Origin of the sequence: Paenibacillus sp. FSL M7-0420, assembly GCF_038002345.1 — a bacterium.
Classification (GTDB): Bacteria; Bacillota; Bacilli; order Paenibacillales; family Paenibacillaceae; genus Paenibacillus_AQ.
Genome location: NZ_JBBOCJ010000001.1, coordinates 6,889,056 through 6,914,137, shown reverse-complemented (window position 1 = coordinate 6,914,137; position 25,082 = coordinate 6,889,056). Strand labels below are relative to the sequence as shown.

At 56.3% G+C, this 25,082-nt stretch carries 25 protein-coding genes; 19 read left to right on the top strand and 6 right to left on the bottom strand.

The features are described from left to right. Window positions 1–108: 108 nt before the first annotated feature. From biuH to atzF, 8 genes are read left to right on the top strand one after another with little or no spacing between them, the layout of a single operon-like run. The gene (gene biuH, locus MKX51_RS29645) at window positions 109–792 is read left to right on the top strand and encodes a biuret amidohydrolase (protein ID WP_340946351.1); all 684 of its coding nucleotides are present in this window, start codon (window positions 109–111) and stop codon (window positions 790–792) included. A 25-nt stretch (window positions 793–817) separates the two neighbouring features. Beyond that, the gene (locus MKX51_RS29640; RefSeq protein WP_340946352.1) at window positions 818–1,831 is read left to right on the top strand and encodes an ABC transporter substrate-binding protein; all 1,014 of its coding nucleotides are present in this window, start codon (window positions 818–820) and stop codon (window positions 1,829–1,831) included. A gap of 14 nt (window positions 1,832–1,845) precedes the next feature. Further along, a complete protein-coding gene (locus MKX51_RS29635; protein ID WP_340946354.1) occupies window positions 1,846–2,655 on the top strand; it encodes an ABC transporter ATP-binding protein in 810 nt (269 codons plus the stop codon). Next, window positions 2,652–3,404: an ABC transporter permease gene (locus tag MKX51_RS29630; protein WP_340994849.1), complete on the top strand. Its 753-nt coding sequence runs from the start codon at window positions 2,652–2,654 to the stop codon at window positions 3,402–3,404. The genes MKX51_RS29635 and MKX51_RS29630 overlap by 4 nt, the downstream gene beginning before the upstream one ends. Then, window positions 3,401–4,471 carry a ring-opening amidohydrolase gene (locus MKX51_RS29625; protein WP_340994848.1) on the top strand — a complete coding sequence of 357 codons (1,071 nt, stop codon included), beginning with the start codon at window positions 3,401–3,403 and terminating at the stop codon, window positions 4,469–4,471. Before MKX51_RS29630 ends, MKX51_RS29625 begins: the two co-directional genes overlap by 4 nt. Before the next feature lie 47 nt (window positions 4,472–4,518). Then, window positions 4,519–4,947 (top strand): cupin domain-containing protein, encoded by a 429-nt coding sequence (locus MKX51_RS29620; protein WP_340994847.1) that lies wholly within the window; start codon window positions 4,519–4,521, stop codon window positions 4,945–4,947. 16 nt (window positions 4,948–4,963) lie between these two features. Further along, window positions 4,964–6,601 carry a PucR family transcriptional regulator gene (locus MKX51_RS29615; protein WP_340994846.1) on the top strand — a complete coding sequence of 546 codons (1,638 nt, stop codon included), beginning with the start codon at window positions 4,964–4,966 and terminating at the stop codon, window positions 6,599–6,601. Between the two features lie 6 nt (window positions 6,602–6,607). Then, complete coding sequence (atzF, locus tag MKX51_RS29610) at window positions 6,608–8,395, top strand: allophanate hydrolase (protein WP_340994845.1); 1,788 nt, start codon at window positions 6,608–6,610, stop codon at window positions 8,393–8,395. Between the two features lie 46 nt (window positions 8,396–8,441). Here the strand turns inward: atzF and MKX51_RS29605 are convergent, their stop codons facing one another. Beyond that, the gene (locus MKX51_RS29605; protein ID WP_340994844.1) at window positions 8,442–9,545 is read right to left on the bottom strand and encodes an FUSC family protein; all 1,104 of its coding nucleotides are present in this window, start codon (window positions 9,543–9,545) and stop codon (window positions 8,442–8,444) included. A gap of 293 nt (window positions 9,546–9,838) precedes the next feature. Between MKX51_RS29605 and MKX51_RS29600 the strand changes: the two genes are divergently transcribed. The 4 genes from MKX51_RS29600 to MKX51_RS29585 are packed head-to-tail and all read left to right on the top strand — an operon-like array spanning window position 9,839 to window position 13,671. Next, window positions 9,839–10,963: an ABC transporter ATP-binding protein gene (locus MKX51_RS29600; RefSeq protein ID WP_340946362.1), complete on the top strand. Its 1,125-nt coding sequence runs from the start codon at window positions 9,839–9,841 to the stop codon at window positions 10,961–10,963. After that, entirely contained in the window at window positions 10,953–11,759 is an 807-nt protein-coding gene (locus MKX51_RS29595; protein WP_036728143.1) for an ABC transporter permease, read from the top strand. The genes MKX51_RS29600 and MKX51_RS29595 overlap by 11 nt, the downstream gene beginning before the upstream one ends. Further along, window positions 11,756–12,601 carry an ABC transporter permease gene (locus tag MKX51_RS29590; protein ID WP_339252086.1) on the top strand — a complete coding sequence of 282 codons (846 nt, stop codon included), beginning with the start codon at window positions 11,756–11,758 and terminating at the stop codon, window positions 12,599–12,601. The genes MKX51_RS29595 and MKX51_RS29590 overlap by 4 nt, the downstream gene beginning before the upstream one ends. Then, a complete protein-coding gene (locus MKX51_RS29585; RefSeq protein ID WP_340994843.1) occupies window positions 12,598–13,671 on the top strand; it encodes an ABC transporter substrate-binding protein in 1,074 nt (357 codons plus the stop codon). The genes MKX51_RS29590 and MKX51_RS29585 overlap by 4 nt, the downstream gene beginning before the upstream one ends. A gap of 361 nt (window positions 13,672–14,032) precedes the next feature. Here the strand turns inward: MKX51_RS29585 and MKX51_RS29580 are convergent, their stop codons facing one another. The 5 genes from MKX51_RS29580 to MKX51_RS29560 form a co-directional block, all read right to left on the bottom strand. Continuing rightward, on the bottom strand, window positions 14,033–14,707 hold the full coding sequence (locus MKX51_RS29580) for a hypothetical protein (protein ID WP_339252082.1): 675 nt from the start codon (window positions 14,705–14,707) through the stop codon (window positions 14,033–14,035). Between the two features lie 347 nt (window positions 14,708–15,054). Then, window positions 15,055–16,449, bottom strand: coding sequence for a transcriptional regulator (locus MKX51_RS29575; protein ID WP_340994842.1), 1,395 nt, complete (start codon window positions 16,447–16,449; stop codon window positions 15,055–15,057). A gap of 252 nt (window positions 16,450–16,701) precedes the next feature. Continuing rightward, a complete protein-coding gene (locus tag MKX51_RS29570) occupies window positions 16,702–17,526 on the bottom strand; it encodes a class I SAM-dependent methyltransferase (protein WP_340994840.1) in 825 nt (274 codons plus the stop codon). A gap of 41 nt (window positions 17,527–17,567) precedes the next feature. Next, on the bottom strand, window positions 17,568–18,419 hold the full coding sequence (locus MKX51_RS29565; protein ID WP_340946370.1) for a 1,4-dihydroxy-6-naphthoate synthase: 852 nt from the start codon (window positions 18,417–18,419) through the stop codon (window positions 17,568–17,570). Next, window positions 18,419–19,120, bottom strand: coding sequence for a futalosine hydrolase (locus tag MKX51_RS29560; protein WP_340994839.1), 702 nt, complete (start codon window positions 19,118–19,120; stop codon window positions 18,419–18,421). The genes MKX51_RS29565 and MKX51_RS29560 overlap by 1 nt, the downstream gene beginning before the upstream one ends. Window positions 19,121–19,466: 346 nt before the next feature. Here MKX51_RS29560 and MKX51_RS29555 point away from each other — a divergent pair, with 346 nt between their 5' ends. The 7 genes from MKX51_RS29555 (at window position 19,467) to MKX51_RS29525 (ending at window position 24,910) form a co-directional block, all read left to right on the top strand. Further along, window positions 19,467–19,934, top strand: a complete 468-nt coding sequence (locus tag MKX51_RS29555; protein ID WP_339252072.1) for a MarR family winged helix-turn-helix transcriptional regulator — start codon at window positions 19,467–19,469, stop codon at window positions 19,932–19,934. 147 nt (window positions 19,935–20,081) lie between these two features. After that, window positions 20,082–20,483: a DoxX family protein gene (locus MKX51_RS29550; RefSeq protein ID WP_036728167.1), complete on the top strand. Its 402-nt coding sequence runs from the start codon at window positions 20,082–20,084 to the stop codon at window positions 20,481–20,483. Window positions 20,484–20,524: 41 nt separating this feature from the next. Continuing rightward, a complete protein-coding gene (locus tag MKX51_RS29545; RefSeq protein WP_340994838.1) occupies window positions 20,525–21,475 on the top strand; it encodes a ring-cleaving dioxygenase in 951 nt (316 codons plus the stop codon). Further along, window positions 21,472–22,089 carry an alpha/beta hydrolase gene (locus tag MKX51_RS29540; protein ID WP_340994836.1) on the top strand — a complete coding sequence of 206 codons (618 nt, stop codon included), beginning with the start codon at window positions 21,472–21,474 and terminating at the stop codon, window positions 22,087–22,089. Before MKX51_RS29545 ends, MKX51_RS29540 begins: the two co-directional genes overlap by 4 nt. A gap of 283 nt (window positions 22,090–22,372) precedes the next feature. Then, window positions 22,373–23,602, top strand: coding sequence for a multidrug effflux MFS transporter (locus MKX51_RS29535; RefSeq protein WP_445253453.1), 1,230 nt, complete (start codon window positions 22,373–22,375; stop codon window positions 23,600–23,602). Then, window positions 23,599–24,465: a DMT family transporter gene (locus MKX51_RS29530; RefSeq protein WP_339252066.1), complete on the top strand. Its 867-nt coding sequence runs from the start codon at window positions 23,599–23,601 to the stop codon at window positions 24,463–24,465. Before MKX51_RS29535 ends, MKX51_RS29530 begins: the two co-directional genes overlap by 4 nt. Window positions 24,466–24,550: 85 nt before the next feature. Next, on the top strand, window positions 24,551–24,910 hold the full coding sequence (locus MKX51_RS29525) for a FlxA-like family protein (protein ID WP_340994834.1): 360 nt from the start codon (window positions 24,551–24,553) through the stop codon (window positions 24,908–24,910). The last annotated feature ends 172 nt before the right edge of the window (window positions 24,911–25,082 follow it).

Sequence of the window (25,082 nt, the reverse complement as noted above, 5' to 3'; positions counted from 1 at the left end):
ATCCCAAATTCATTGTAATATAATCTAACTCATACCAAGGAAACGCGAATTAATGTTAACTAATATAACATTAATAGAGATAGCGACATCAGGAGAGGAGCATAAACCATGCAGATTGCAGCAACACCTTACATCTGGCCTTATGACGGGGCTGTGGACCCGGCGAAGACAGCGCTGATGATTATCGACATGCAGACGGATTTTTGCGGCAAGGGCGGTTACGTCGAGAGAATGGGTTATGACCTCTCATTAACAGCGAGGGCGATTCAGCCCATTCAGCGGCTGCTGGCACGTATCCGGGAGATTGAAGGGTTCACCGTGATCCATACCCGCGAGGGGCATAAGCCGGATCTGTCGGATCTGCCGGCGAACAAACGGTGGCGCAGCCGCCAGATTGGGGCCGAGATCGGCTCCGAAGGACCGGCGGGACGAATCCTCGTGCGGGGGGAGCGCGGCTGGCAGATCATTGAGGAGCTGGCGCCTGCTGGCGGAGAGTACATTATAGACAAGCCGGGCAAAGGGAGCTTTTACGCAACGGACCTGGACCTGATCCTGAAGAATAAAGGAATTACCCATCTGATTCTGACTGGTATTACTACCGATGTCTGTGTACACACCACGATGCGGGAAGCCAATGACCGCGGGTACGAGTGTCTGATTCTTGCGGATTGCACGGGAGCGACGGATGAAGCGAATCACCTGGCGGCGCTGAGTATGGTTCAAATGCAGGGCGGGGTGTTCGGCAGTGTAAGTGATTCACAAGCGGTGCTGCGTGCGCTGGAGCAATACTAAATCATTCATAAACGGGGGAATAACCATGTGGAACAAGTCCAGAACGAAAGCGCTGATGCTGTTAACCTCGCTGATGCTGCTCCTGACCGCCTGCGGTAACACTACGGAAGCCGGTAAGGCCGAAGGCCAGGGAGCGGAAGGCTCAGGCGAGCTGAAGAAGGTGGTGCTCCGGCTGAAGTGGATTCACCAGGCGCAGTTTGCCGGCTTTTATACCGCGGTGGAAAAAGGCTTCTATAAAGAAGCGGGGCTGGATGTTGAGATCCGCCCGGGGGGCTCGGATTTCCCCGCTGTGCAGATGGTAGCTTCCGGCAGTGAGGAGTTCGGAGTTACGGGTGCCGACCAGGTCGTCATCGCCAGAGAGAAAGGCGTCCCTGTCAAAGCGTTATCCGCGATCTACCGCAAAACCCCGTTCGTCATGTTCACACTCAAAGAGTCCGGGATCAAGACGATGGAGGACCTTGTCGGGCAAAAGGTAGGCATTAAGCTGGGCGGCAACGAAGAGCTGACCTTCCGGGCCATGGAGAAAAGCGCGGGCATCGACCCTTCGCAAATCGAAGAGATGCCGGTCAAATACGATCTGAGTCCGCTGTTGACCGGGCAGGTCAAGGCCTGGCCCGGCTATGTCATTAATGAAGTGCTGGCTGTAGAGGAGCAGGGCAAGGAAGTGAATATTATCGACCCGAACGACTATGGCATCAATTTCTATGCCGATACCTTATTCACCACGGAGTCTGTCATCAAGAAGGACCCGGAGATGGTCGCAAGCTTCGTGCAGGCGTCTATGCAGGGCTGGGATTATGCGGTGAAGCATCCGGAAGAGGCGGCAGAATTCGGTCTGAAATATGGCGAGAAGCTGGATCTGAAGCATGAGGTCAATATGATGAAGGCCAGCATTCCGTTGCTTGATCCGGAGAAGCTCCCGCTGGGCTCAATGGACGAGGCATCTTGGGAGACATTGCAGAAGAATCTGGTCGAGCTGGGATTTGTGAAAAAGGAACAGGATACCGGCGGATTGTTCACCAATGAGTTTTTGAAATAAGGAGGGACCCGATAATGACAACAGCGATCAAAGAACAGCTGGATACTGCCGCCGCGCAGCATCCCGGTACCCGGGAAACCATGCTCTCCCTGCGCAACTGCTCTCTTTCCTTCGGCAACGTGCCTGTGCTGGATAAGGTCAGCCTTGATGTATACCGCAATGAGTTCATTTCGATTCTTGGACCGAGCGGCTGCGGGAAATCCACAACACTCCGGCTAATGCTGCGGCTATTAAGCCCGGAAGCCGGTGGAGAGGTGGCGTATGCCTCCCCGGATCTGTCCCTGGGCATGGTCTTTCAGAAGCCGGTCCTGATGCCGTGGCTCAGTGCGCTACAGAATGTCATGCTGCCGCTGGAGCTGGGCGAGAAGAAGAAGTTCAGTAAAGCCGAGGCGCGTGAAAAAGCAGAAAGTGCCCTGCGCCTGGTCGGTCTGCAGGATTATCTGAACCACTTCCCGCATCAGCTCAGCGGCGGGATGCAGCAGCGGGCGGCGATTGCCCGGGCCCTGGCTGCCGATCCGACGGTGCTGCTGATGGACGAACCGTTCGGCGCGCTGGATGAGCTGACACGCGAGAAGCTGAATTTCGAGCTGCTGCGGCTGTGGGAGAGCCCGGAGACCAGTCTAAGCAGCATTGTGATGGTTACCCATTCCATACATGAATCCGCGCTGCTGTCAGACCGGGTCGTGATGATGTCTCCCCGGCCCGCCGGTGTGACGGATATCATTCCGGTGACGCTGCCCTCCCCGCGTGAGGCGGGCATGGAAGAGCTGCCGGAATTCCACCGGATTGTCAAGGAACTGAGAAAGCGGGTGAAGCATCTATGACGGTCAAAATCAAAGACACCCTGTACCCGGTCACGTTTGCGCTCGGCTTCCTGCTTCTCTGGGAGCTGGCTGTACGTCTCCTGTCGGTGCCTATGTATCTGCTGCCTGCGCCTACGCAGGTAGTCTCGGCAATTAATAGCTCGCTCTGGTCGCATACGCTGGTTACGCTGGGCGAAGCGCTGACCGGGTTCATTCTCGCCAATATCCTCGGCCTGGCTACCGCAGTGATTTTCGTGTATTCCAAGCCAATTGAGAAGGGGATGTTCCCGCTTGCCATCGCCCTTAAGACTACGCCGCTGGTGGCGCTGGCCCCGCTGCTGGTCGTTTGGCTGGGGACCGGGTATACCTCGAAGGTAATCGCTTCGATGCTGATCTGCTTTTTCCCGATTCTGGTGAATAGTGTTAAGGGTCTTAAGGCGATTGAATACGAAGCCTGGGAGCTGTTCTCGACCTACAAAGGGACGAAGAGTGAAATTTTCTGGAAGCTGCGGCTGCCGACGAGTCTGCCTTATATCTTCTCTGCCCTGAAGATCTCCACCTCGCTCGCCATTGTCGGAGCCATAGTTGGCGAATTCGTCGGAGCGAATAAGGGGCTGGGTTATGTGGTGCTCGTCTCTTCCTATCATATGGATACGCCGGTGATGTTCTCGGCCATTATTGCTTCGGCGCTCTGCGGCCTGCTGCTGTTCTGGTGTATCGGGCTGCTGGAGAAACGGGTTATTTTCTGGACAAGGAGCGATGATCTATGATGAACTGCTCGGTTATCCGTATCCCTGCGGGTGCGCCGCATGATATGTCGGGCCTTGGCGCAGCGGTGGAAGCGGGGCTGTTCCGGCCGGAGGAAGTGGTCGCGGTGCTGGGGAAGACGGAGGGCAACGGTTGTGTGAATGATTTTACGCGGGGCTATGCTGTGATGGCCTTGAAAGGATTCTTTGCTGAAGCGGCAAAAGGAGGAGCTGCCAGCATCTCTTATGTGATGTCCGGAGGTACGGAAGGGGTGCTCAGCCCGCATTTCACGGTTATCAGCCGCAGCGGACAGGGGGAGCCGGGGGTGGCCGCTGATGGCCTGAAGTCGCTCGCCATTGGTGTGGCAAGAACCCGGAGCTTCCAGCCGGGGGAGCTGGGAAGACTTATTCAGGTGGACGAAGTGGCGGATGCCGTGACCCGCGCGGTTAAGGATGCGGGCATCACCTCACCGGAGGATGTGCATTTTGTACAGATCAAGTGTCCGCTGCTAACCGCTGAACAGATCTATGAGGCACATAGCCGTCAGGCGTCCCTGGTGACAGAGGATACGTACAAATCGATGGGGTATTCCAGAGGCGCTTCTGCACTGGGTGCCGGGGTAGCACTGGGTGAGGTGGATCGTGCGGCTCTACAGGAGGAAGATATCTGCACGGACTGGAAGCAATTCAGCGCGGTAGCCTCCACTTCGGCGGGCAGTGAGCTGTCCTGCTGCGAAGTGATTGTGTTCGGGAACTCGCTGTCTGCGGATGGCCCGTACCACATCGACCATGCCGTGATGCAGGATGCAGTGGATGGCGCTGCGCTGCAGGGCCTGCTGGACCGGTATCCCGGTGAAGAGCTGGTGCAGGTGCTGGCCAAGGCTGAAGCCGATCCCGATGGCATTATCCGCGGACGCCGCCATATCATGCTGGATGACTCGGATATCAATCATACCCGCCATGCGCGGGCTGTAGTCGGCGGTGTGCTGGCCTATGTCGGCGGCGACCCGATGATCTACGTCTCCGGCGGAGGCGAGCATCAGGGGCCGAAGGGCGGAGGGCCGGTGGCGGCTGTGTTCCGCCGCAGGTAGCGGAGCTGATATATAACTACATTTTATCCATCATGGGGGAATCGAATATGCATACACAGGAAACGAAAGTGCTGGCAGCAGCAGATATGACATGGGAGCTTATGCCGAATCACATAGAGCTGTATCACCGGGAGATTGTCTCGGCAACCGAGGCGGACCGCCTGGGCATCCGGATGAGCTCGATTCTGTGGGAGAAGCTGGGGATCGGCGGCCAGGTCTTGCCGCACTATCATGATGTAGTCGAAATCATTCATATTACCGTAGGAGAGGTCAAGCTGCTATGTGACGGGGAGTGGTACAGCTACCGGGCCGGAGATACGTTCCATGTGCCTGCGGGCGTAGTCCATTCTGTCAGGAATACAGGGGATTCTCCTTCGGAGCAGATCAGTATTTTTGTACCGGCGGAGGCGGAGGTGCCGACTAACAGCTTCTTCGGCACTACCCTAATCGAGGATATCTATTCTTCCAAGCTATAGTAAAGGCGGCGGAGCCATGGGCAGCAATGTAATTACCGGTTTGACCTGCAGCGATATTCTGCTGATTCCCGACCTGAAGGAAGCGGCCCTGCTGGCCGGAGCCGGGGGCCTTGGGCGTTATATTAACCGGGTCAATGTAATGGAGGTTCCCGATGTCATTGACTGGGTCCGTCCGGGAGAGTTCCTGATTACCAGCGGCTTCCCTTTTCATAACCGGCCGGAGCTGATCGCGGAGATTATTCCCCAGCTGAACCAGAAGGGGGTGTCCGCGCTCGGGATCAAAACCAAACGTTATATCGATGAGATTCCGCCGAGGGCGCTGGAACTCGCGGATCAGCTGGGCTTCCCGATCTTCGAGCTGCCCGCCTCCACCTCCTTCTCCGATGTGGTCCGCGACATTATGGAGCGGGTGCTGGTGCAGGAGGCGCGGGAGCTCTCGCAGCTGCAGAGCCGCTTCCAGAAGCTGTCGAAGCAGCTTCTCCATGGCGACGGGATTGAGGATTTCCTGCTGACCCTGGACGGCATGCTGCATAATCCGGTCGTCCTGCTGGATGATACCGATCAGGTCTTCTGTTCTCCGCAGGCGGAAGCGCTGAAGCTGGAAGAGCAGCTTCCGGCCTGGATACAGCTTCGCCAGGAAGGCAGTCTCGGCATTACATTCCTCACAGTTGGAGAACGGCGAATCCGTGCCTATGTCTCGGCCGTCAATGACAAGGGGGCAGACCAGTGTCTGCTGGTGCTGCTGGAGTGGAACAGCGAGCTGTCGGTAGTGGATCAGTTAACGATTGACCGGGTCGGTGTGCTGGTAGGCCTGGAGATGATCAACGCCGGGGCCCGCCGGGAAGTGGAACTGAAGTATGTGGACCAGTTCCTGCAGGATTGGATCAGCGGGCGGATTGCTACTGCCGAGGATCTGAAGCTGCGCGGCGCGGCCTGCGGCTGCCCGCTCCCGGAGCGCCCGCTGCGTGCTGTAACCGCCGGATGGCTGGAGGATAAGCCGGAGCTTAAGCAGCTGCAGCAGGTAGTGAAGCGGGTGCGTGCCCGGGCAGACCTTCAGCATGTGAAGCTCACCATCCTTGAAGGGGAACTGGTGCTGACCGTGCCGGAGCAGCCGGAGCTTCCGCTGGAGGAGACGCTGGGGCGTCTGCTGGCCGAGATGAACCGGGTGTTTGTCAGCGGGAGCTGTGCCTTCTGTATTGGCGATCTTGCGGACGGCCCTGATCAGGTGCGGTTCAGCTATGAATCCTCCCGCAAAATCGCCCGCATCCGCCAAATCAGCGGCTACAGCGGGTCTTATGTCGATTACCGGAAGCTGGGTGTCTTCCGGCTGCTGTACCATCTGCCCGAGCTGGAGGAGGTCACCGAGTACAGGGATCAGTATATTGCTCCGCTGCTGGAGTACGACCGCAAGCATAATGCTTCGCTGCTCCAGACGCTCCAGCTGTATTTCAAGTGCAACCGCAACGTCAAGCGGACCTCAGGCGAGCTGTTCACACATTATAATACGGTCACCTACCGGATCGACCGGGCCTGCGAGCTGCTGGGATTAAGCCAGGATGACGGTGACGATATGCTGGAGCTGCAGCTCGCCCTGAAGCTGCATGAGATGGGCAAGGGCCGCAGGTCCGGTACCGATACGCAGAGAAGGAGATGAAGCCTGATGACAGCAACAACAGAATGGCCCGCGAAGCTGACTGCCGGTTGGCTGCGGGGTCAGTATTTGAACGGCGCACTGACCCCGGAGGAGGTTATCCGGGAGATCATCCGCCGCGCTGCGCGGGACAAGGACATGAACATCTGGATTGAACCGCCCGCCGAGGCGCAGATCAGCCCCTTCCTGGAAGCGCTCCGAGAGCTGAATCCGCAGGAGCATCCCTTGTGGGGCATTCCATTCGCGGTGAAGGATAACATCGATGTGAAGGGGCTGCCCACGACGGCGGCATGTCCTGAATTCGCTTATCAGCCGGAAGCCGACGCAGCGGTTGTGGCGAGATTGGTGGCTGCGGGGGCGATCCCTGTCGGCAAAAGCAATCTGGACCAGTTCGCCACCGGACTCGTCGGTGTGCGCAGCCCTTACGGCGCGACTCATAATGCCCTGCGTCCCGAATACATCAGCGGCGGCTCCAGCGCCGGTTCGGCGGTTGCCGTAGCCCGGGGCCAGGCGGTGTTCAGCCTGGGCACCGATACTGCCGGCTCGGGCCGTGTGCCGGCCGCGCTGAACGGGCTGGTCGGCTACAAGCCCAGCCTGGGCGCCTGGCCGGTGCGCGGTGTAGTACCGGCGTGCGCCAGCCTGGATTGTGTCACCGTATTCGCGCACAATCTGGAGGATGCGCTAACGGTGGACCGCGCAGCACGCGGCTTCGATGCGGCCGATCTGTGGTCGCGTTCCGTGAAGCGGGGCCGAGCCGCTCTGCCGGGGAAGCTGCTGCTGCCGGAAGCGCCGCTGGACTTCTATGGGCCCCATGCGGACGAATACCGCCGGGCCTGGGAACGGGCCGAAGCGGCGGTGCAGAAGCTGGGGCTACCGGTTGAACGGGTGGACTGTACGCTGTTCTCCGAAGCGGCAGCCATCCTGTACGAGGGCCCCTGGGTAGCCGAACGCTGGGCGGATCTGGCCGGATTCGTAGAGAGTCACCGTGAAGCTGTGCTGCCGGTGACGGAGTCGATTCTCTCCTCCGGGGCCGCGGAGAGCCACACTGCTTCGAGCCTGTTCCAGGCCATGCACCGCTTGCAGCGGTATAAGCGGGAAGCGGAGCTGCTGCTGCGGGATGCGGTGCTGGTCCTGCCGACCTGCGGCGGAACCTGGACCCGGGAGCAGGTGGCGGCGAACCCGGTAGGAGCCAACTCCGATATGGGCCGCTACACCAATCACTGCAACCTGCTCGATCTGTCGGCGGTGGCAATTCCCGCCGGGGAAGCGGCGGAGAACCTGCCGTTCGGCATTACGCTGTTCGCTCTGGCGGACAGCGAGCCTCTGCTTGCCGGAGCGGGGAAGCTGCTGGCGGAGGGGGATTCGCCGGGGCGGGAGGATGGCGGCGCTGCTGCCGGTGACGAATCACCATCGTCCGGCATGGTTACTCTGGCGGTCTGCGGGCTGCATATGCGCGGCTTCCCGCTGGAGAAGCAGATGCTGGAGCATGGCGCCCGTTTCTGGCAGGAGGCGCGGACCGCTGCCTGCTATGAGCTGGTCAAGCTCCCTACCGTACCGGCTAAGCCGGGCCTGCTGAGACAGGCGGCAGGGGGAAGTGCTGTCGAGCTGGAGCTGTGGCAGATGCCGGTGGAAGCGCTGGGCGCGTTCGCCACGCTCATCCCGGCTCCGCTGGGCCTGGGACGGGTAGCGCTTGCCGATGGCCGCGAAGTGACGGGCTTCATCTGCGAAGGCTATGCCGCTACCGGTGCCGAGAACGTTACGGCCTACGGGGGCTGGCGGTATCTGCCCGCTGAATAAATACCGCTTTTAGCGTTACAGCAACCAAAAAAGGACTCTCCCAAGCTTATAGCTTGTGGAAGAGTCCTTTTTGTATGAACTGGATGGCGCGTGCAGGCTGTGCCTTGACATGCTGTGGTGCGGTGGAAAGAGCTGCGTAATCGGCGCGTTCGATCTCCTCAAGAATCCGGTTCAAGTGGGAGAACACCGCACCGAGATCACGGAAGGCCGCGAGCGGGCACTGATCCTGCAGCTGCGAGAACCAGGCGAGCTGCACATCGCGGGCTCTTCTCAGACTCTCGGGGAGTGACCGTCCGTTGCATTCGGCATCCGATAGCGTCCTTGTGCCGTACAGGGCGATACAGTCTGCCGTTGCGGTTACAACCTCCAGCATCCAGTCGGCTGCGGCATAATGGGACGGCAGCAGAGCGATCTCTTCGCTTATGGCTTTGACATAGGATTGCACCTTGATGAGATGGGTGGTCGTCTGTGTCAGCTTGCCAATGTCCTTACGGCACTGGTAATGAGACAGCGTGTAATGCATCTCCTTCTGCAGCCGGTCGCTCTTCTTCAGCAGCTCGCCGGAGCGCTCAAGAGCAGCCTTGGCCTGTGCGGCATCCCGTCCGCTTGCGGCGAATCCGGTTAAGGCATCGGATAAGGTCAGGCTGCCCTTCAGTGCCAGGTCCTTGACCTTGACGAAGCTCTTGGGCGGCACGATAATCATATTGATAATCAGGGCAATCAGTACGCCGATCAATGTCTCGGCGACTCTCCAGACGATATATTGGTCATGATAGAAGGTAAGTGCGAGCACCGAGGTAACGCCGACCTGCGAGACGGCTTGGATATTGATCCGGCAGGCTGTAGCCACCCCAATGCCGATCAGCAGCATCAGCAGGATCGACAGCGCGCCCACATCGAAGAACTTGCCCACGATCAGGCTGACGATTCCGCCGAGGATGACGCCGGTCATGCGGTAGAAGCCTTTTTCGAGGGAGGCCTTGACGCTGCTCTGGGTAATCAGAATCGCCGCAAGCGGGGCGAAGTACAAGTACTGGTCTCCGTAAATGGTGTGCACCGTCAGCCACGAGAGCGAAGCGGCGAGTGTAATCCGTATCATATATAAGGATAATCCGAACTTTTCAAGGCGCTCCTGTAAGCCCTCGTTCATGTTTGTCATCTTCTTTCATGTAAATAGGAAAAATTTTATGGTTTTCATCCGTTTTCATTATAGCACCTCAAAACAGGCTGGAGGCGGGCAAGATTTTACGAACTTGTTAAGTTTTTGTGCTTGATTTCACAATGTAAGCTATCGCATATATTGCAGGATTCCTTTATGCTATATATATTGAAGTCTGTCGAACTAAGGCAGGAATTGTCGCTTATCCGTGCTGAGCATGCTGCTGCCGGATTGTCTCCCGCAAGAAGCGGGTAAAATAGGTTGTACTACATAAGTAAGGGAGGTTGTTAGCTATAGCTACCCCGGAAGGCACTATTATTTCTTTTGACCAGGTGATTAAGCAATACGACGACGAAGAGGCTGTACTCAAAGGCGTGAGCTTCGAAATTGAACGCGGTAAATTCTACACGCTGCTGGGCCCTTCGGGCTGCGGAAAAACGACCATTCTGCGTCTGATCGCCGGCTTCGCGGAGCCGACTGAAGGTTCGATCTATCTGAACGGCAAAATTATCAACCACATTCCCGCCAATGAGCGGCAGGTCAATACGGTGTTTCAGGACTATGCGCTGTTTCCGCACCTGAACGTATTCGAGAATGTGGCGTTTGGACTGCGCATCAAGAAGCTGAAGAAGGATGTTATTCAGCAAAAGGTGCAGGAAGCGCTGCGCTTCGTCAACCTGGTCGGCTATGATCAGCGGGCCATTAATGAAATGTCCGGCGGGCAGAGACAGCGTGTTGCCATTGCACGCGCCATTGTCAACGAGCCGCAGGTCCTGCTGCTGGACGAGCCGCTCTCGGCGCTTGATCTGAAGCTGCGTACGGAGATGCAGTATATTCTGCGGGAGATGCAGCAGCGGCTGGGCATCACCTTCATCTTCGTCACCCATGACCAGGAAGAGGCGCTGGCGATGTCCGACTGGATCTTCGTCATGAACGGCGGCAAGATTGAGCAGAGCGGAACGCCTAATGATATCTACGATGAGCCGATTAACCGGTTCGTGGCTGACTTCATCGGAGAGTCGAACATTGTGCCGGGTGTGATGATTGAGGACTATGTAGTTGAGTTTAACGGTCACCGGTTCGAATGTGTCGATGCCGGTCTGAAGCCGAATGAAGCGGTGGAGGTGGTAATCCGCCCTGAGGACCTGGAGATTGCGGCCCTTGAAGCGGGCAAGCTGAAGGTGCGTGTAGATTCCCAGCTGTTCCGCGGAGTTCACTACGAGATCAGCTGCTATGACGGCTCCGGCCATGAATGGCTCGTCCATTCCACCCGTAAGGCAGAGGTTGGCTCCGAGATCGGGCTGTATTTTGACCCGGAAGCGATTCATGTTATGCGTTTCGGTGAAACGGAGGAAGAGTTCGACAAGCGTCTGGAGGCCTACGCCGAGGTGGAGAGCCATGATGACTAAGGGCAAGTCGTATTATCTCATTCCGTACTACCTGTGGATCGCGCTGTTTGTCATTGCACCGGTGCTGCTGGTGGTCTACTATTCCCTGTTCGATCTGGAGGGGAAGCTGACGCTGAATAACTACGTCAATTTCTTCACACCGGTCTATATGAGAATGATGCTGAATTCGTTCTGGTACGCTTTTCTGATCACGGTGTTCTCGCTCCTGGTGGCGTATCCGGCCGCTTATCTGCTGACGCGAACGAAGCACAAGCAACTGTGGCTGCTGCTGATTATTCTGCCGACCTGGATTAACCTGCTGCTGAAGACGTATGCCTTCATCGGGATCTTCGGCACCTTCGGCCCGGTCAATAATTTCTTTGATCTGATGGGGTTGGGTGAGCAGCAGATTCTGTTCACAGGCTTCAGCTTCGTGTTTGTGTCGGTCTATATTTTCATTCCATTCATGATTCTGCCGATCTTCAGTGCCCTGGATGAGATGAATCTGTCGCTGGTCGATGCCGCGCGCGATCTGGGCGCATCGGGATGGACAACGTTCCGGCGGGTGGTTTTTCCGCTGACGATCTCGGGTGTACGCTCCGGCTGTATGGCGGTATTCATTCCGGCGCTGTCGCTGTTCATGATTACGCGTCTGATTGCCGGGAACCGGGTGATTACGCTCGGCACCGCGATTGAGCAGCACTTCCTGGTCACACAGGATTGGGGGATGGGCTCCACCGTTGCGGTGTTCCTGATCGCCATTATGGCGCTGTTCATGATTCTGACCGGCGGCTCGCGGAAGGGGGTGCGCGGATGAAGAACAGACGAAGGGTTAAGAACAAGAACGGCATCGCCAATATCTATCTGGTGCTGGTCTTCCTGGTGCTGTACGCGCCGATCTTCTATCTGATGTATTACTCGTTCAACAGCGGTGGCACGATGCACAAGTTCGAGGGCTTCACGCTGGATTATTACCGTGAGGTAGTTGCTGATACCCGGCTGATGATTATTGTGATTAACACACTGGTCATCGCCCTTCTGTCATCGACCATTGCGACGATCATAGCGGTAATCGGTGCGCTGGCGATCCATCATGTCCGCAGCCGCCGGGCCAAAAACACACTGCTCTCGCTGAACAATGTGCTGATTGTCAGCCCGGATGTCATCATCGGAGCCTCCTTCCTGATCCTGTTCACGATTGTCGGGATCAAGCTGGGCTTCACCTCCGTGCTGCTCTCGCATGTGGCGTTCAGCATTCCGATTGCGGTCATTATGATCCTGCCGCATTTGCAGGAGATGAGCCCGACCCTGACGGATGCCGCACGTGATCTCGGGGCCACGCGCCGGGATGTGCTGACGAAGGTGATTCTGCCGATCATCAAGCCGGGAATCTTCAGCGGATTCTTCATGGCTCTGACCTATTCCCTGGATGATTTCGCGGTTACCTTCTTCGTCACAGGCAATGGCTATTCCACCCTGTCGGTGGAGATCTATTCCCGTGCCCGTCAGGGGGTCTCGCTGTCGATTAACGCATTGTCGACGCTGATTTTCCTCTTCACGATTCTGCTGGTCATCGGTTATTACTACCTGAACCAGCGTAAGAGCCGCCCGGCGGTACAGATTGCCGAGCCGGTGGCCGAAGCGGGGGTGCCAAGATGAAGCAGCTTGTGAATACGTTCCTGGCGATTCTGATCGTCGCGTTCGGCCTGATGTTCCTGGCGTCCCGGCTGAACTCGGCCCAGGGCTATAGCGGCGGCAATACGCTGACGATCTATAACTGGGGCGACTATATTGATCCTGACCTGCTCAAGCAATTCCAGGAAGAGACCGGTATTACGGTCATCTATCAGACGTTCGATTCCAATGAAGCGATGCTGACCAAGGTCGAGCAGGGCGGTACGGTCTTCGATGTCGTTGTGCCTTCCGACTACGCCATTGCCAAGATGCGGGAGGAGAAGCTGCTCTTGCCGCTGGATCACAGCAAGCTTCCGAATCTGGCCAACATCGGTTCCAAATTCATGAATCTGTCCTTCGATCCCGGTAACAAGTATTCGGTTCCTTATTTCTGGGGGACGGTGGGAATTATCTTCAATCCCGAGATGACGAAGGGGATGGATTTCAGCAGCTGGAATTCGCTGTGGGACAAGCGGCTGAATAATAATATTTTCCTGGTGGACGGTGCCCGTGAGGTGATGGGCATGGCGCTGAACAGCCTGCACTATTCCGTTAATGACAGGAATGAGGAGCATCTACAGGAGGCGCTGGCCAAGCTGAACAAGCTGTCGCCGAATGTGAAGGCGATCGTCGGCGACGAGATCAAGATGCTGCTGGCGAACGAAGAGGCGGCTGTCGGGATCGTCTGGTCCGGCGACGCTTCCGAGATTATGGATGAGAACGACAAGCTGGATTATGTGGTGCCGGAGGAAGGCTCGAACATCTGGTTCGACAACATGGTCATTCCGCGCGGAGCCGCCAATATCGAAGGGGCGCATCAGTTCATCAACTTCATGCTCCGCCCGGATGTGGCGGCCCAGAATACGGAATACGTCGGCTATTCCACGCCGAACGTTCCCGGCCTGAAGCTGCTGCCGGAGGACATCTCCGGCGACGAGCGCTTCTACCCGCCCGCCGAGATCACCGGCCGGCTGGAGGTCTACGACAACCTCGGCAAGCGGATGCTTGCCCACTATAATGAGCTGTTCCTGATGTTTAAGATGAATAAGAAGTAGCTGGCAGGCTGTAGGCCTGCCGAAAAGCCCCCGTTTGTGCTTAGGCGCAGGCGTGGGGCTTTTTTCTTAAGGGGATAGGCGCTGGGGAGGATAATTTGATTGATGATAAGAACCGGTGCTGCAGAGGCTTGTGGAGTAGGGGGATAGTACAGCGGAAGCGGGAAATAGATGGATTTTGTCCACTTGCTGATAAGTATTAAAGGGTTCTGGCGGAGATAGTTGGAAAAACAGCACTTAAATTCTCCCAATTCACTCCATAGCGGCAAAACCAAGAGTAGCAGATGCTGTTTTTCCACTTGTTGCCGGTCATTCCTCAGGAATCAGGAAATTAAGGTGCGTTATTCCAATTATTTGCCGAAGGCTAATTAAAATATTCCAGTACACCGCGCTTCAACTCATATCGTGCGGTTCGTTCCTGATTGCTGGTGGGAACCGGTAAGAGCCAGCCCTTGTCAGACAGACTGCGCAGGGTGCGGACAGCGGTTCTGTAATCAATTGAGAAATGCTGCTTCACATCCTGCGGGCGGATAGGCCGGGCTAAATGAACGGTTAACCGGATGACCTCCTGCTCCATCAACTGTACGCGCGATACTGGGGTTGCCGCAGGCTGATATCTGCCCAGCACCATCCGCAGCAAGGTTATACAGAGCTCGGGACGCTGTTCAACATCATCGTATGCGAAGGAAATCACGTGATAGCCCATGGCGTACAGGAAGGTCTCACGGTTCAGCTCGCCGCAGTATTTGTTCCGGTCCATATCGCGTACATGTGAAGCATAGCCCTTGATTTCAATCAGTAGCTTCACGTACCCCGGCAACCAGGCGAAGTCGGCAAAATAAGATCTCCCCCGCCAATCTATCACCTCATACTCCGGATGAAGCCCGTCAAAATGGCCCCGCAGCGGCCACCATACCTTATGCAGGAATAGGCTCTCGGCATGCCGATGCCCCCGTTCCAACCGTGCCCGACGTTCTCCATCAGCTCTGCTGTCCAAGTGTCCGCTGATAAACTGATCATGTGCTTCTTCAAAAGTCATGCTCCTCATCCTCTCCGGAAAATAGAAAACGCCCCGGCTTTCCCATAAAGGGGCTACCGGGACGTTCTTCGTCTCGCTGATGTTAAGTATAGGGTAGAGCTTGAATGCAGTGAGAAATGCGGTAGTTGATGGCGTTCCGCATACGGTAAATAAGAAGTGTTCGTGATTGTCTGACGACAGTCCAGTAAGACATATAGCTTATGTGCAGACTTTAAGAAATCTTCAAAAACAGTAAGGATATTTAGCTACCGCCAACACCATGAGACATAGTTTGAAATGAACTTTGTGTGTCACTGCCTGAAGCAGCCTCAATTATCTCAATAGAAGAAATAATCACAGTAACCATACTACATATAACTAGAAGCTTTAAAAGCCTTTTGATCATTTGTATTACGCACCTCTCTAATTAGGAGTTTGTATGTCTCGATTTCATCATCACGTGCTATATGTCTGTATTGTTCAAATAGATCTACGCAGGTGATGACTACACTCTCGTTGTTAATTTTAGCAGAGGATTCCAAACTTTTTAAGATAAAGATAATACCTTCACTTCGATTATTTTTTACATAATAGGTGGCCAATTCTGCTAGAAATCGGACATGCTTGTCTGCCATAACTTGCTGGTTGTATTCCCGGAATTCCGATTTATAAATTCGGTAAGGGATATGCTCAGAGAAGCGTTCCAGAATATCATCCACATTCCAATCATACCGGTTCGCTGACTTAACAATATGGTACATAGCTGTAAATATCTCGTCTGGCTGCTTAGAGATATACTCCACATAATCAGATAATACCTCTATCTGTCCATCAAGCAGACGATATAGGAAGATATTTGCCTTCCCCCACTCCCTGAACTGGGCTAATGTCCGAGCTGCCTCATCATCCTTCTCTTGTATCCAGCTACCATCTATATAGAGAGGGACATGCTCAATCGCAGATTTGTAATCCCCATATTCCATATAAATGCTCGAGATTAATAGCCGGGCATTTAGAATATATAAATACAGCGGCTTTGAAGGCAATCTTTCGTTGTCCGGTTTACGTTTCGAGCGGTGCTGTAGATTGTAACGGAGGGTAGCGAGCTCAAGCATTTTCTCGGCAAGCTCGTTCACTTTAGCCCACTTCTGCAGAGAGTAGTAGACATCCAGCAGGTCTTTCAATCCGTCCAGTTGATCCGCCTCATTCAGCCGGTCGATGAAGCACTCGAACAGGATGGCTACCCGCAGATTGCTGCTCTGGTCATCACCGAGGCCAATTCGGAATAACCTGTATTGGCATACGGCGAGCCGGTCGGAATTCTGATATTTCTCACTGGTGCTCACATTCTCATACAATAATGCTGCTGCGTTCCACAATCCCTGCTCAAACAGCCCTTCTGCAACTTCGAATAGCATAGGAGCATAGACCAGATTCTCCAGCAGGTTCCTAACTACCTGTTCAACACAGTCAAGGCGGCCGAGCGCCGCTGAACGCACAAGAAACGGCCGCAAGCGCCGCCAGGTGGGAGCTGAATGGTGAAAGCATTCGTCCACATATAAGCTATAGAAGTGGTCCTCCGGCAGGCCCATGCCCCGGGTAATGCGCTCCAGATGATCCATGGCAATCGGCTGACGGTCTTTAACGACACGGCTGAGTGTGCCGGAATTGATTCCTGACGAAATGGCAAACTGATTAATGGACAGGCTCTGATTAGACAAATATGCGGTTACCTGATCGCGAATCGTGGTTGTGGACTTCATACAAACACCACCTGACCTAATCCCAGTAAATAGATTTTTAATTCATTGGTGTAATAATATGTGATAATATTCCAACGGTCAATAGAGCGGATTAGTAAATACGGTGAACAAAAGGAAGGGCAGACTGGAACTATATCCCTGGCTAAGCTTACCGTGACACATTGAAACGCCCCGGTTCCTTTGCGGGGATAACCGGGGCGTACTTGATTCAGCTTGTTCTATTAGACGGAGGTAGGATGCTAACGGAAATGGTTACTTCACGGCGATCCGCATCCGGTAGCTAATCGGCACCTGCAAGGTCCGGCCCTGGAAGAATGCCTCTACCTCTGCCGAGAATTCGGCAATATCCTGCACAAGTGAGGTTGGGCTAAGCTTCAGGAGGGACTGGATGCCGCCCTGGCTGAGGGCCAAGCCGATATAGCGCTGTGTATCGCATGATTCTGTGTTGTGAAAAACAATCTCTCGCGCATACGTAAACCGTCCGCTGGCTTTGATCCGGCCCAGATGACCTTCCTTGTCCCATTTGCTGGCCTGATCGGTGTCCGGCTGAAGCTCTGTAAGCAAGTCATCTGAAGCTGCAATCAGCCGGTTATACCGGGCTTCAATAGCGGGCTGCAGCACCAGAGGCCAGTCACAATCATAGGCGGCGAATACCCCGCCGGGCCGCAGGCAACGCGAGATCTCCTGAAGGGTGCTGTCCGGGTCCATCCAGTGGAACGACTGCGAGCAGGTGATGATGTCCACACTCCCCGTGTCAAAAGGAAGCTGGTTAGAGTAGCCCTGCACAAAACACACGTTATTCGCTCCGCTGCCGAGAAGACGCAGCTTATCCTGAGCCTTGCTGAGCATATCTAGATTAGGCTCTACTCCGGTTACCGCTTCAGCGGCGTCCTTCCACAGGAAGGTGGACAGGCCGGTACCGCAGCCTATATCTGCAACATGGGCAGGACGGCGGCCCAGGTAATTACTCAGCAGTTCAATTACCAGCGGAGGGGCTTCGGGCCGGTAACGGTCATATTCGTCCTGGTATCCCAAGAATCGGTCAATGTTAGCCTTGCTGTTGCCTGAAGGAATCATAGGAATGGCCTCCTCGCGGGATGGATTATTTCCTTGCTTAGCTATCGTAGAAGCGAAGGATCAACAGCAGGTACAAGCCCTTCGGCAGCAGCCCGGTTAAGCAGTGCAGAGATGGCCGCATAGCCGTCCTCGCCAAGGCTCATCGTGAATTCGTTGACGTAGAGATCAATATGCGACTTGGCGACTTCCGGCGAGAGCTCCTGGGCGTGGCTTAGCACGTATTCCTGGCAGTCGAGAGGATGGTCCCAGGCATACTGGAGTGAACTGCGAATCCAGCCGGTAATGGCCTCATGGTCCAGATCGCGGCGGGCAATAATCGCACCAAGCGGGATCGGCAAGCCGGTATCGCTCTCCCACCAGCTCCCAAGGTCAGTAAGCAGGTTGAGATTGTAGGACGGGTAAGTGAAGCGGGCTTCGTGAATGACGAGTCCGGCATCAATCTCTCCCTTCTGTACGGCAGGCATGATCTCATCAAAAGGCATAACGACGATCTCAGCCGGACCGCCCTGCACCTGCTGTGCTACCCAAAGACGGAACAGCAGGTATGCCGTAGAGCGTTCGCTCGGGACGGCAATTCTGCGGCCGGACAGCTCGCGCGGATGCTTGATCGCGCCTGCGCCTTTGCGGGTTAGTACAAGCGGGCCGCAGCCCCGTCCCAGCGCACCGCCGCAAGGGAGCAGCTTGTACCTGTCCAGCACCCAGGGAAGGGCAGCGTAGGAGATTTTGAGCACCTCAGGTCCGGCACCGTCTGCAGCAAGCCCGTTCGTAATATCGATATCGGCAAACATTACATCCAGCTTGGGTGCGCCGGGAATCAGGCCATGCGCCCAGGCATGAAAGACAAAGGTATCGTTCGGACAAGGGGAATAAGCAATATGAAGCTCTTGTGTCATTACAGCACCTCCCGTAAAATAGCCGCCGCCGCTGCCAGGGCGTCCAGCGCTTCATTGATCTTCCACGCGGCCCGGTCGCGCGGGCCGACCGGGTTCGAGATCGCGCGCACCTCCAGCGTCGCGATCCCCAGCGCCTGGGCGGCCACGGCGACCCCGTGGCCTTCCATCGCCTCCGCCGCCGCCTGCGGATGGCGGGCGGCCAGAGCCGCGGCCGTCCCGGCGGTGCCGGTCGCGGTCGACACGGTAAGCACGGGGCCCGTGCTTACCGTGAGGCCGGCCGCTGCGAGCGCGGCCGCAAGGGCCTGCACCGTGCCGCCCGGCGCAGGCACGGACACGCTGCCGAAGCCAAGCTCGGCAGCGCTGCGGAAGCCCTCCGGCGTCTCTGCGCCGAGGGCCGCGTCCCGCATCTCGCTGGCGACGACCAGCGAGCCTACGGGTGCGCGTCCCGGGAAGCCGCCGCCGATCCCGGCGCTGACGACGCAGCCGTACGAGCCGGCTGCCAGGGCGGCGGCGGTTCCCGCCGCTGCCGCTGCGGTGCCGGCGCCCGCCGCGATCACGTCGAATCTACGGCTGCCGGACAGGCCGCGCAGGACCGCTTCGCGCTCAGCCGCGACTGCCGTTACGATCAGCACGCGCGGCTTCTTTTCCGCTGCTTCGAGGCGCGCAGCGGCCCCGGAATGATGATGATCCTTCGATTCCATAATCAGCCTCCTTCTATAGAAATAGTTTCATTCCTCAGTTCATACTCACCTTTTGAAAGTCTACGCCGTTTTGAAGAACAGGTCAAATATGCGGGGCGGGCGATAGAAGGATTTTGTCCACGTGCTTGTTGCGGGAGTTGGAGGAGCTGATTGTTGTGCAGGGTGGGGGAGTATTTGCCGCAGGAGTTAGAGGTGGAGTGTTTGTTGCAGAGGTCGGGGCGAAAAAAATGAAATGAAAATTAATTTACCTCCCGCGCTTGACAGACTGCCCTCCATAACGTATATTTATCTTAACTTAAAGATAATTACCTTAAAGATAAACGCAGCCGGACAGGAGGTGCAGGATATGAGCAGCAAGAATAAGACAGCAGGAACAGAAGCAGACACTATGCAGGATCAGGCAGCATCGCTGAAATTGTTCGTCGTTCTGTCGAAGGCGTACAAGAGCCTGATGGATCAGGCGGTGAAGGATATGAAGAGTCACGGGCTGGCATCGGCGGAGTTCATGGTGCTTGAGGTGCTGTATCATAGAAATCGGATTCCACTTCAGCAGATTGGCGAGAAGATTCTGGTCACCAGCGGCAGCATCACATACAATATCGACAAGCTGGAGAAGCGGGGACTGCTGAAGCGCGTACCTTGCGAGGATGACCGCCGTGTTACGTATGCCGAGATTACGGAGGCGGGACGGGAGCTGTTTGATGATATTTTCCCGCAGCATGTCGATTCTATTCACAGCCTGATGGGCGGACTGGACAGCGAAGAGAAGGCTCAGGCTACGCTGCTGCTGAAGAAGCTGGGCAAGGGCGTATAGAAGGGAGTCCATAGCAGCCCAGCGGCGGTAAGGTTGTCTGCTTGTTATTAAGCTGAACTAATGAAGAGAATAATAGATCAGTAAATTTTTTTAGCTAATATCTTAACGTTAAGATAATTAAAACCAAGAGAATGGAGAGTGTTTAAAATGGTTAGTGTAGGTTTATTGTTGATGAGATTGGTGATCGGTGTAGCGTTCATTGGGCATGGCGCACAGAAGCTGTTCGGCTGGTTCGGCGGATATGGGCCTAAGGGAACAGGCGGCTGGATGGAGTCGATTGGTATCAAGCCGGGCGTGCGCATGGCGGTGCTGGCAGGTCTGATGGAGCTGGTCGGAGGCCTGCTGTTCACTCTGGGTCTGCTGACTCCGGTGGCTGCGGTACTGATTGCGGCAACGATGCTCGGTGCCATTGTGAAGGTTCATGCTCCTAACGGATTTTGGTCCACGGCGAACGGGATTGAATTTCCATTAACGGTGCTGGTAGTCGCTGTAGGTATAGCGCTGACAGGCGCGGGTTCGATTTCACTGGACGCAATATTCTTCAATTAAAATAAACGCATCATCATCACAACTATCAGGAGGTTTCATTTATGACTATGCATACTGCAGGGATTCACCATGTTACCGCTTTTGTGGGAGACGCTCAGCGTAATGCTGATTTCTATGCCGGAATTCTAGGCCTGCGGCTCGTCAAAAAAACCATCAATTTCGACGCCCCCGAGGTCTACCACCTCTACTTCGGCAATGAGCAGGGTGCGCCGGGTACGATTATCACCTTCTTCCCTTGGGCTCATGGCCGCAAAGGCAGAATCGGCGGAGGACAGGTCGGTGTGACCACTTATGCTGTACCGGCTGGCTCCTTCGGATTCTGGGAGCAGCGGCTGGCCGCTTATCAGATTCCTGTGACTAAGGTTACCCGGATTGGCGAGTCGTATCTCTCTTTCGCGGATTATGACGGACTGCGGATTGAGCTGGTGGAGCGGGAAGAGGGGGCGCTGAGCACCTGGTCGTTCGGCGGCGTTCCGGTAGAGCATGCGGTCAAAGGCTTCGGAGGCGCTGTCCTCTACAGCACGGCCCCGGACCGGACAGCGGATACCCTCTCCCGCACCCTGGGAATGGAGCGTATCGCTGAAGGGGATGGCTACATCCGCTACAGAGCTTCCGGAAATATCGGCAATATTATTGATCTGAAGGCTGCTCCGGTTCCGCAGGGCGGCGGCGGTACAGGTACGGTTCACCATATTGCTTGGCGGGCCGCAGATGACAGTGAGCAGCTGGAGTGGGGACGCCGGGTTCAGAGTCACGGCTACCAGCCGACTCCGGTGCAGGACCGCCAGTACTTCAATGCCATCTACTTCCGGGAAGAAGGCGGAATTCTGTTCGAGATTGCAACCGATCCTCCGGGCTTCGCCCGTGATGAAGCACCTGAGGCGCTGGGACAGAAGCTGATGCTTCCGGCATGGTTTGAGCCGCAGCGTACGGCGATTGAAGCGAATCTAAGCCCATTTGAAATCCGAGAACTGGAGGTGAAGCAGGTATGATTCATGTATTTGAGCAAGGTACAGACGTAACGCAGCCCACACTGGTTTTATTCCATGGCACAGGCGGCAATGAACGTGATCTGCTGCCGCTGGCCGAGCTGCTGGCACCTGGAGCATCTGTCCTGGGTATCCGCGGCAACGTACTGGAGAATGGCATGCCGCGTTACTTCCGTAGGCTGGCAGAGGGGATTTTCGATGAGGAGGATCTGATCTTCCGCACCCATGAGGTGAAGCAGTTCCTGGAGGAGGCGGCTGCAAAATATGGCTTCGATGCCGATAATCTGGTAGCTGTCGGCTATTCCAACGGTGCGAACATCGCGGGCAGTCTGCTCTTCCATTACGGAGCCCTCTTCCGGGCGGCGGTGCTGCTGCACCCGATGGTTCCGCTGCGCGGCCTGGCGATTCCTTCGCTGCAGGGGGTTCCGGTCTTTATCGGGGCAGGGACCAATGATCCGATTATCCGCTCCGAGGAGACCCGGGAGCTGGAAGCACTGTTAAGCGGCGCCGGAGCTGAGGTTACCTCGCACTGGGGCAATCAGGGGCACCGCCTGAGCGCCGCCGAGGCGGAGGCGGCAAGAGATTGGCTGGCTGAGCATACCGATTCAGTGAAGTAACAACAGCACCACCCGAAATAACCGCCTGCGGGCCTGCCGATCACCGAGAGGATTGGCGGCTACGGCAGGCGGTTTTTTGTGGTTCTGGAGATGGTAATGCTGCATTTTCTGCAGGATTTCCATGCAGGCCGTTCCTGCCGAACCGCGCTTTCCCGCCGAACCAGAAATTCATTGAACATTCCGGCGGTAATCGGTAGTATGGAGAAATATATAAACGGACCTGAACATAAATGGCTCTGCCGTCTTACTAAAGGTTACGGGCAAGAAAGGATGTATCCTATTCATGATGAAGCAAAATTCGGTGACAAGCCTGGCTGAGGGCGGGCCGTCCAGAAGCCAGCGGCTGCAGCTTGCTGTGATTCTGGGAGCCATCGCTACCATTGGTCCCCTGTCGATTGATATGTATCTGCCTGCCCTGCCGGCTCTTGGCCTCTATTTCGATACCAGTCCCGCCATGATTCAGCTTACCCTGACCTTCTTCCTGCTAGGGCTGGCTTCGGGCCAGCTTGTGGCCGGACCGCTCAGTGATGTGCACGGGCGCCGGATTCCGCTGTTGTTCGGAATGATGATCTATGCGGTATCCTCGCTGCTCTGTGCGTTCAGCCCGTCCATCGGACTGCTGATTGTGCTGCGCTTCGTCCAGGGGCTGGCCGGATCGGTAGGGGTGGTGATTTCCCGCGCGGCGGTCCGCGATATGTACAGCGGCTCGGAATTAACCAGGTTCTTCTCGCTGCTGATGATTGTCAACGGACTGGGCCCGATTGCAGCGCCGGTCATCGGGGGGCAGCTGTTGAGAGTGACGGACTGGAAGGGCGTATTTGTAGTCTTATTCGTATGCGGGCTGCTCTTCGCGGCGGTCATTCTCCTGCGGCTGCCGGAGACCCTGCCCAAGGAACGGCGTATCCGCAGCGGGCTCAGAGGGACCCTGCGTACCTTCCGCATCCTGCTCGGCAATGCCGGATTCATGGGCTACGCGCTCTCCCAGGGCTTTGTTATGGCAGGCATGTTCGCTTATATCTCGGGATCCTCCTTTGTTCTGCAGACGATTTACGGGGTATCCCCGCAAATGTACAGCCTGATCTTCGCCGTGAATGGCTTCGGCATTATTCTGACCGGGCAGATTGCCGGGCGGATGTCGGCCAGAGTGGGTGAGCGTAAGCTGCTGATCTGCGGCCTTCTGCTCAGTACCTCCGGAGGTATTCTGCTGCTGATTACCCTCCTCGCCGATGGCGGGCTGCTGCCGATCCTAATCTGTCTGTTCGCTGTGGTTGCAAGTGTAGGTCTTGTGGGTACGACCAGCTTCTCGCTGGCGATGCAGGATCAGGGGGAGACGGCGGGCAGCGCCTCTGCGCTTCTGGGTCTGCTTCCCTTGCTGCTGGGGAGCTGTGCGGCTCCGCTGGTCGGACTTGGCGGCAGCGGCTCGGCCCTGCCGATGGCGCTGGTCATCGCGGGAGCGGGCCTCCTGTCGGTTCTGTCCTATCTGCTGCTGTGCAGAAGAGAGGTTAAGCTGTGAGCCGCAAGGACTTTGCTACCCTGCTGCTGCTTGCTTTTGCCTGGGGGGCTTCCTTCCTGTTCATGCGGATTGCCTCGCCGGAGCTAGGTCCGGTCTTCACGACAGAGCTGCGCGTTACGATTGCCGGAGCTGCTCTGCTGCTCTATGCGTTGCTGACCCGGCGCAGGCTGGGCCTCCTGAAGCACTGGAGATCTTTCCTGCTGCTCGGTGCGGTTAACGCGGCGCTTCCGTTCACGCTGATCTGTATGGCTGAGCTGCATCTGAGCGCCTCACTGGCGGCGATTCTGAATGCTACAACCCCGATGTTCGCGGCACTGGCGGCGTGGGGGACCCGGAAGGAGAAGCCGGGGGCGGCCAAGTCAGCCGGGCTGATCATAGGCCTGGTAGGTGTGGGTGTGCTGGTCGGCTGGAGTCCGCTCCCGCTGACCGGCACGGTTCTTTTATCCGTAGGTTACTCTCTTGGAGCCGCGCTCTGCTATGCGTTCGGAGGATTATACGCATCACGCGTAGGCTCCGGCCTCACTCCGCTGGCGCTTGCTGCGGGACAACAGCTGGGCGCAAGTGTGGTGCTGCTGCCGCTGGCGGTGATTTTTGCCCCGGATCATCTGCCTTCCTCCGCCGCTGTATATTCTGTCCTCGGCCTCTCGCTGATCTGCACCTCAGTGGCGTATCTGCTGTATTTCCGCCTGATTGCCAATATCGGCCCGGTCAAGACCGTTAGTGTTACCTTCCTCGTGCCTGTATTCGGCCTGTTGTGGGGCGTAATCTTCCTGCAGGAGCAGATCTATGCCAACACCATTGCCGGGCTGGTCATCATCCTGCTGAGCGTTATGCTGGTGAACCGGAGGGCCAGGAAGGGTTGAAGGGATATTCAGCAAACTTTCAGCGCATTTTAACGTTCATTATAGAGAAAAGGGATATATTGAAGAGGTGAAAGGAGGGACACCCATGAATGTCTCATCCGTTGCCGCTTCATCATCTGTATCTTATACATCCTCCAGCGCCAGCGATGCCGCTGCACTTGAGAAGCAGAAGGCGAAGCTGGAAGCTGAGCTTGAGAAAGTAAGCGCAAGCAAGGATAACGAGCAAGCCAAAGAAACCAAAACCAAGCAGCTAGAACAGCAGATCAAGCAGATCGAAGCACAAATGGCCCGGAAGTCACAGGCTGCGGGCAGCTCCGCTTCTGCCCAAAGCGCTGCTGCGCCTCCGGACAAGCCTGCCGGTAACCATAAGCTGACAGCAGCATCTGTTCAGGAGATTGCTAACGCAACCACCGACAGCGCAGGGGGATTCGACATTCGAGTATAGCCTTGAGCGAGAATTGCATGCCTCTGAAGAGAGCCGCCATTGCCGTGATGACAGGCTCTCTATTAGGGGATGATAACCCTTGGCACGATGATAAAAGCACCCGGACTAATCGCAGTCCGGGTGCTTTTATGCAAATATGGATGTATACGCTTCTCACCATTACTGGAACAAA

Bases quoted from the DNA above. Each gene is read 5' to 3' on its own strand.
- biuH (WP_340946351.1), top strand. From the start codon at position 109: ATGCAGATTGCAGCAACACCTTACATCTGGCCTTATGACGGGGCTGTG.
- MKX51_RS29640 (WP_340946352.1), top strand. From the start codon at position 818: ATGTGGAACAAGTCCAGAACGAAAGCGCTGATGCTGTTAACCTCGCTG.
- MKX51_RS29635 (WP_340946354.1), top strand. From the start codon at position 1,846: ATGACAACAGCGATCAAAGAACAGCTGGATACTGCCGCCGCGCAGCAT.
- MKX51_RS29630 (WP_340994849.1), top strand. From the start codon at position 2,652: ATGACGGTCAAAATCAAAGACACCCTGTACCCGGTCACGTTTGCGCTC.
- MKX51_RS29625 (WP_340994848.1), top strand. From the start codon at position 3,401: ATGATGAACTGCTCGGTTATCCGTATCCCTGCGGGTGCGCCGCATGAT.
- MKX51_RS29620 (WP_340994847.1), top strand. From the start codon at position 4,519: ATGCATACACAGGAAACGAAAGTGCTGGCAGCAGCAGATATGACATGG.
- MKX51_RS29615 (WP_340994846.1), top strand. From the start codon at position 4,964: ATGGGCAGCAATGTAATTACCGGTTTGACCTGCAGCGATATTCTGCTG.
- atzF (WP_340994845.1), top strand. From the start codon at position 6,608: ATGACAGCAACAACAGAATGGCCCGCGAAGCTGACTGCCGGTTGGCTG.
- MKX51_RS29605 (WP_340994844.1), bottom strand. From the start codon at position 9,545: ATGAACGAGGGCTTACAGGAGCGCCTTGAAAAGTTCGGATTATCCTTA.
- MKX51_RS29595 (WP_036728143.1), top strand. From the start codon at position 10,953: ATGATGACTAAGGGCAAGTCGTATTATCTCATTCCGTACTACCTGTGG.
- MKX51_RS29590 (WP_339252086.1), top strand. From the start codon at position 11,756: ATGAAGAACAGACGAAGGGTTAAGAACAAGAACGGCATCGCCAATATC.
- MKX51_RS29585 (WP_340994843.1), top strand. From the start codon at position 12,598: ATGAAGCAGCTTGTGAATACGTTCCTGGCGATTCTGATCGTCGCGTTC.
- MKX51_RS29580 (WP_339252082.1), bottom strand. From the start codon at position 14,707: ATGACTTTTGAAGAAGCACATGATCAGTTTATCAGCGGACACTTGGAC.
- MKX51_RS29575 (WP_340994842.1), bottom strand. From the start codon at position 16,449: ATGAAGTCCACAACCACGATTCGCGATCAGGTAACCGCATATTTGTCT.
- MKX51_RS29570 (WP_340994840.1), bottom strand. From the start codon at position 17,526: ATGATTCCTTCAGGCAACAGCAAGGCTAACATTGACCGATTCTTGGGA.
- MKX51_RS29565 (WP_340946370.1), bottom strand. From the start codon at position 18,419: ATGACACAAGAGCTTCATATTGCTTATTCCCCTTGTCCGAACGATACC.
- MKX51_RS29560 (WP_340994839.1), bottom strand. From the start codon at position 19,120: ATGGAATCGAAGGATCATCATCATTCCGGGGCCGCTGCGCGCCTCGAA.
- MKX51_RS29555 (WP_339252072.1), top strand. From the start codon at position 19,467: ATGAGCAGCAAGAATAAGACAGCAGGAACAGAAGCAGACACTATGCAG.
- MKX51_RS29550 (WP_036728167.1), top strand. From the start codon at position 20,082: ATGGTTAGTGTAGGTTTATTGTTGATGAGATTGGTGATCGGTGTAGCG.
- MKX51_RS29545 (WP_340994838.1), top strand. From the start codon at position 20,525: ATGACTATGCATACTGCAGGGATTCACCATGTTACCGCTTTTGTGGGA.
- MKX51_RS29540 (WP_340994836.1), top strand. From the start codon at position 21,472: ATGATTCATGTATTTGAGCAAGGTACAGACGTAACGCAGCCCACACTG.
- MKX51_RS29535 (WP_445253453.1), top strand. From the start codon at position 22,373: ATGATGAAGCAAAATTCGGTGACAAGCCTGGCTGAGGGCGGGCCGTCC.
- MKX51_RS29525 (WP_340994834.1), top strand. From the start codon at position 24,551: ATGAATGTCTCATCCGTTGCCGCTTCATCATCTGTATCTTATACATCC.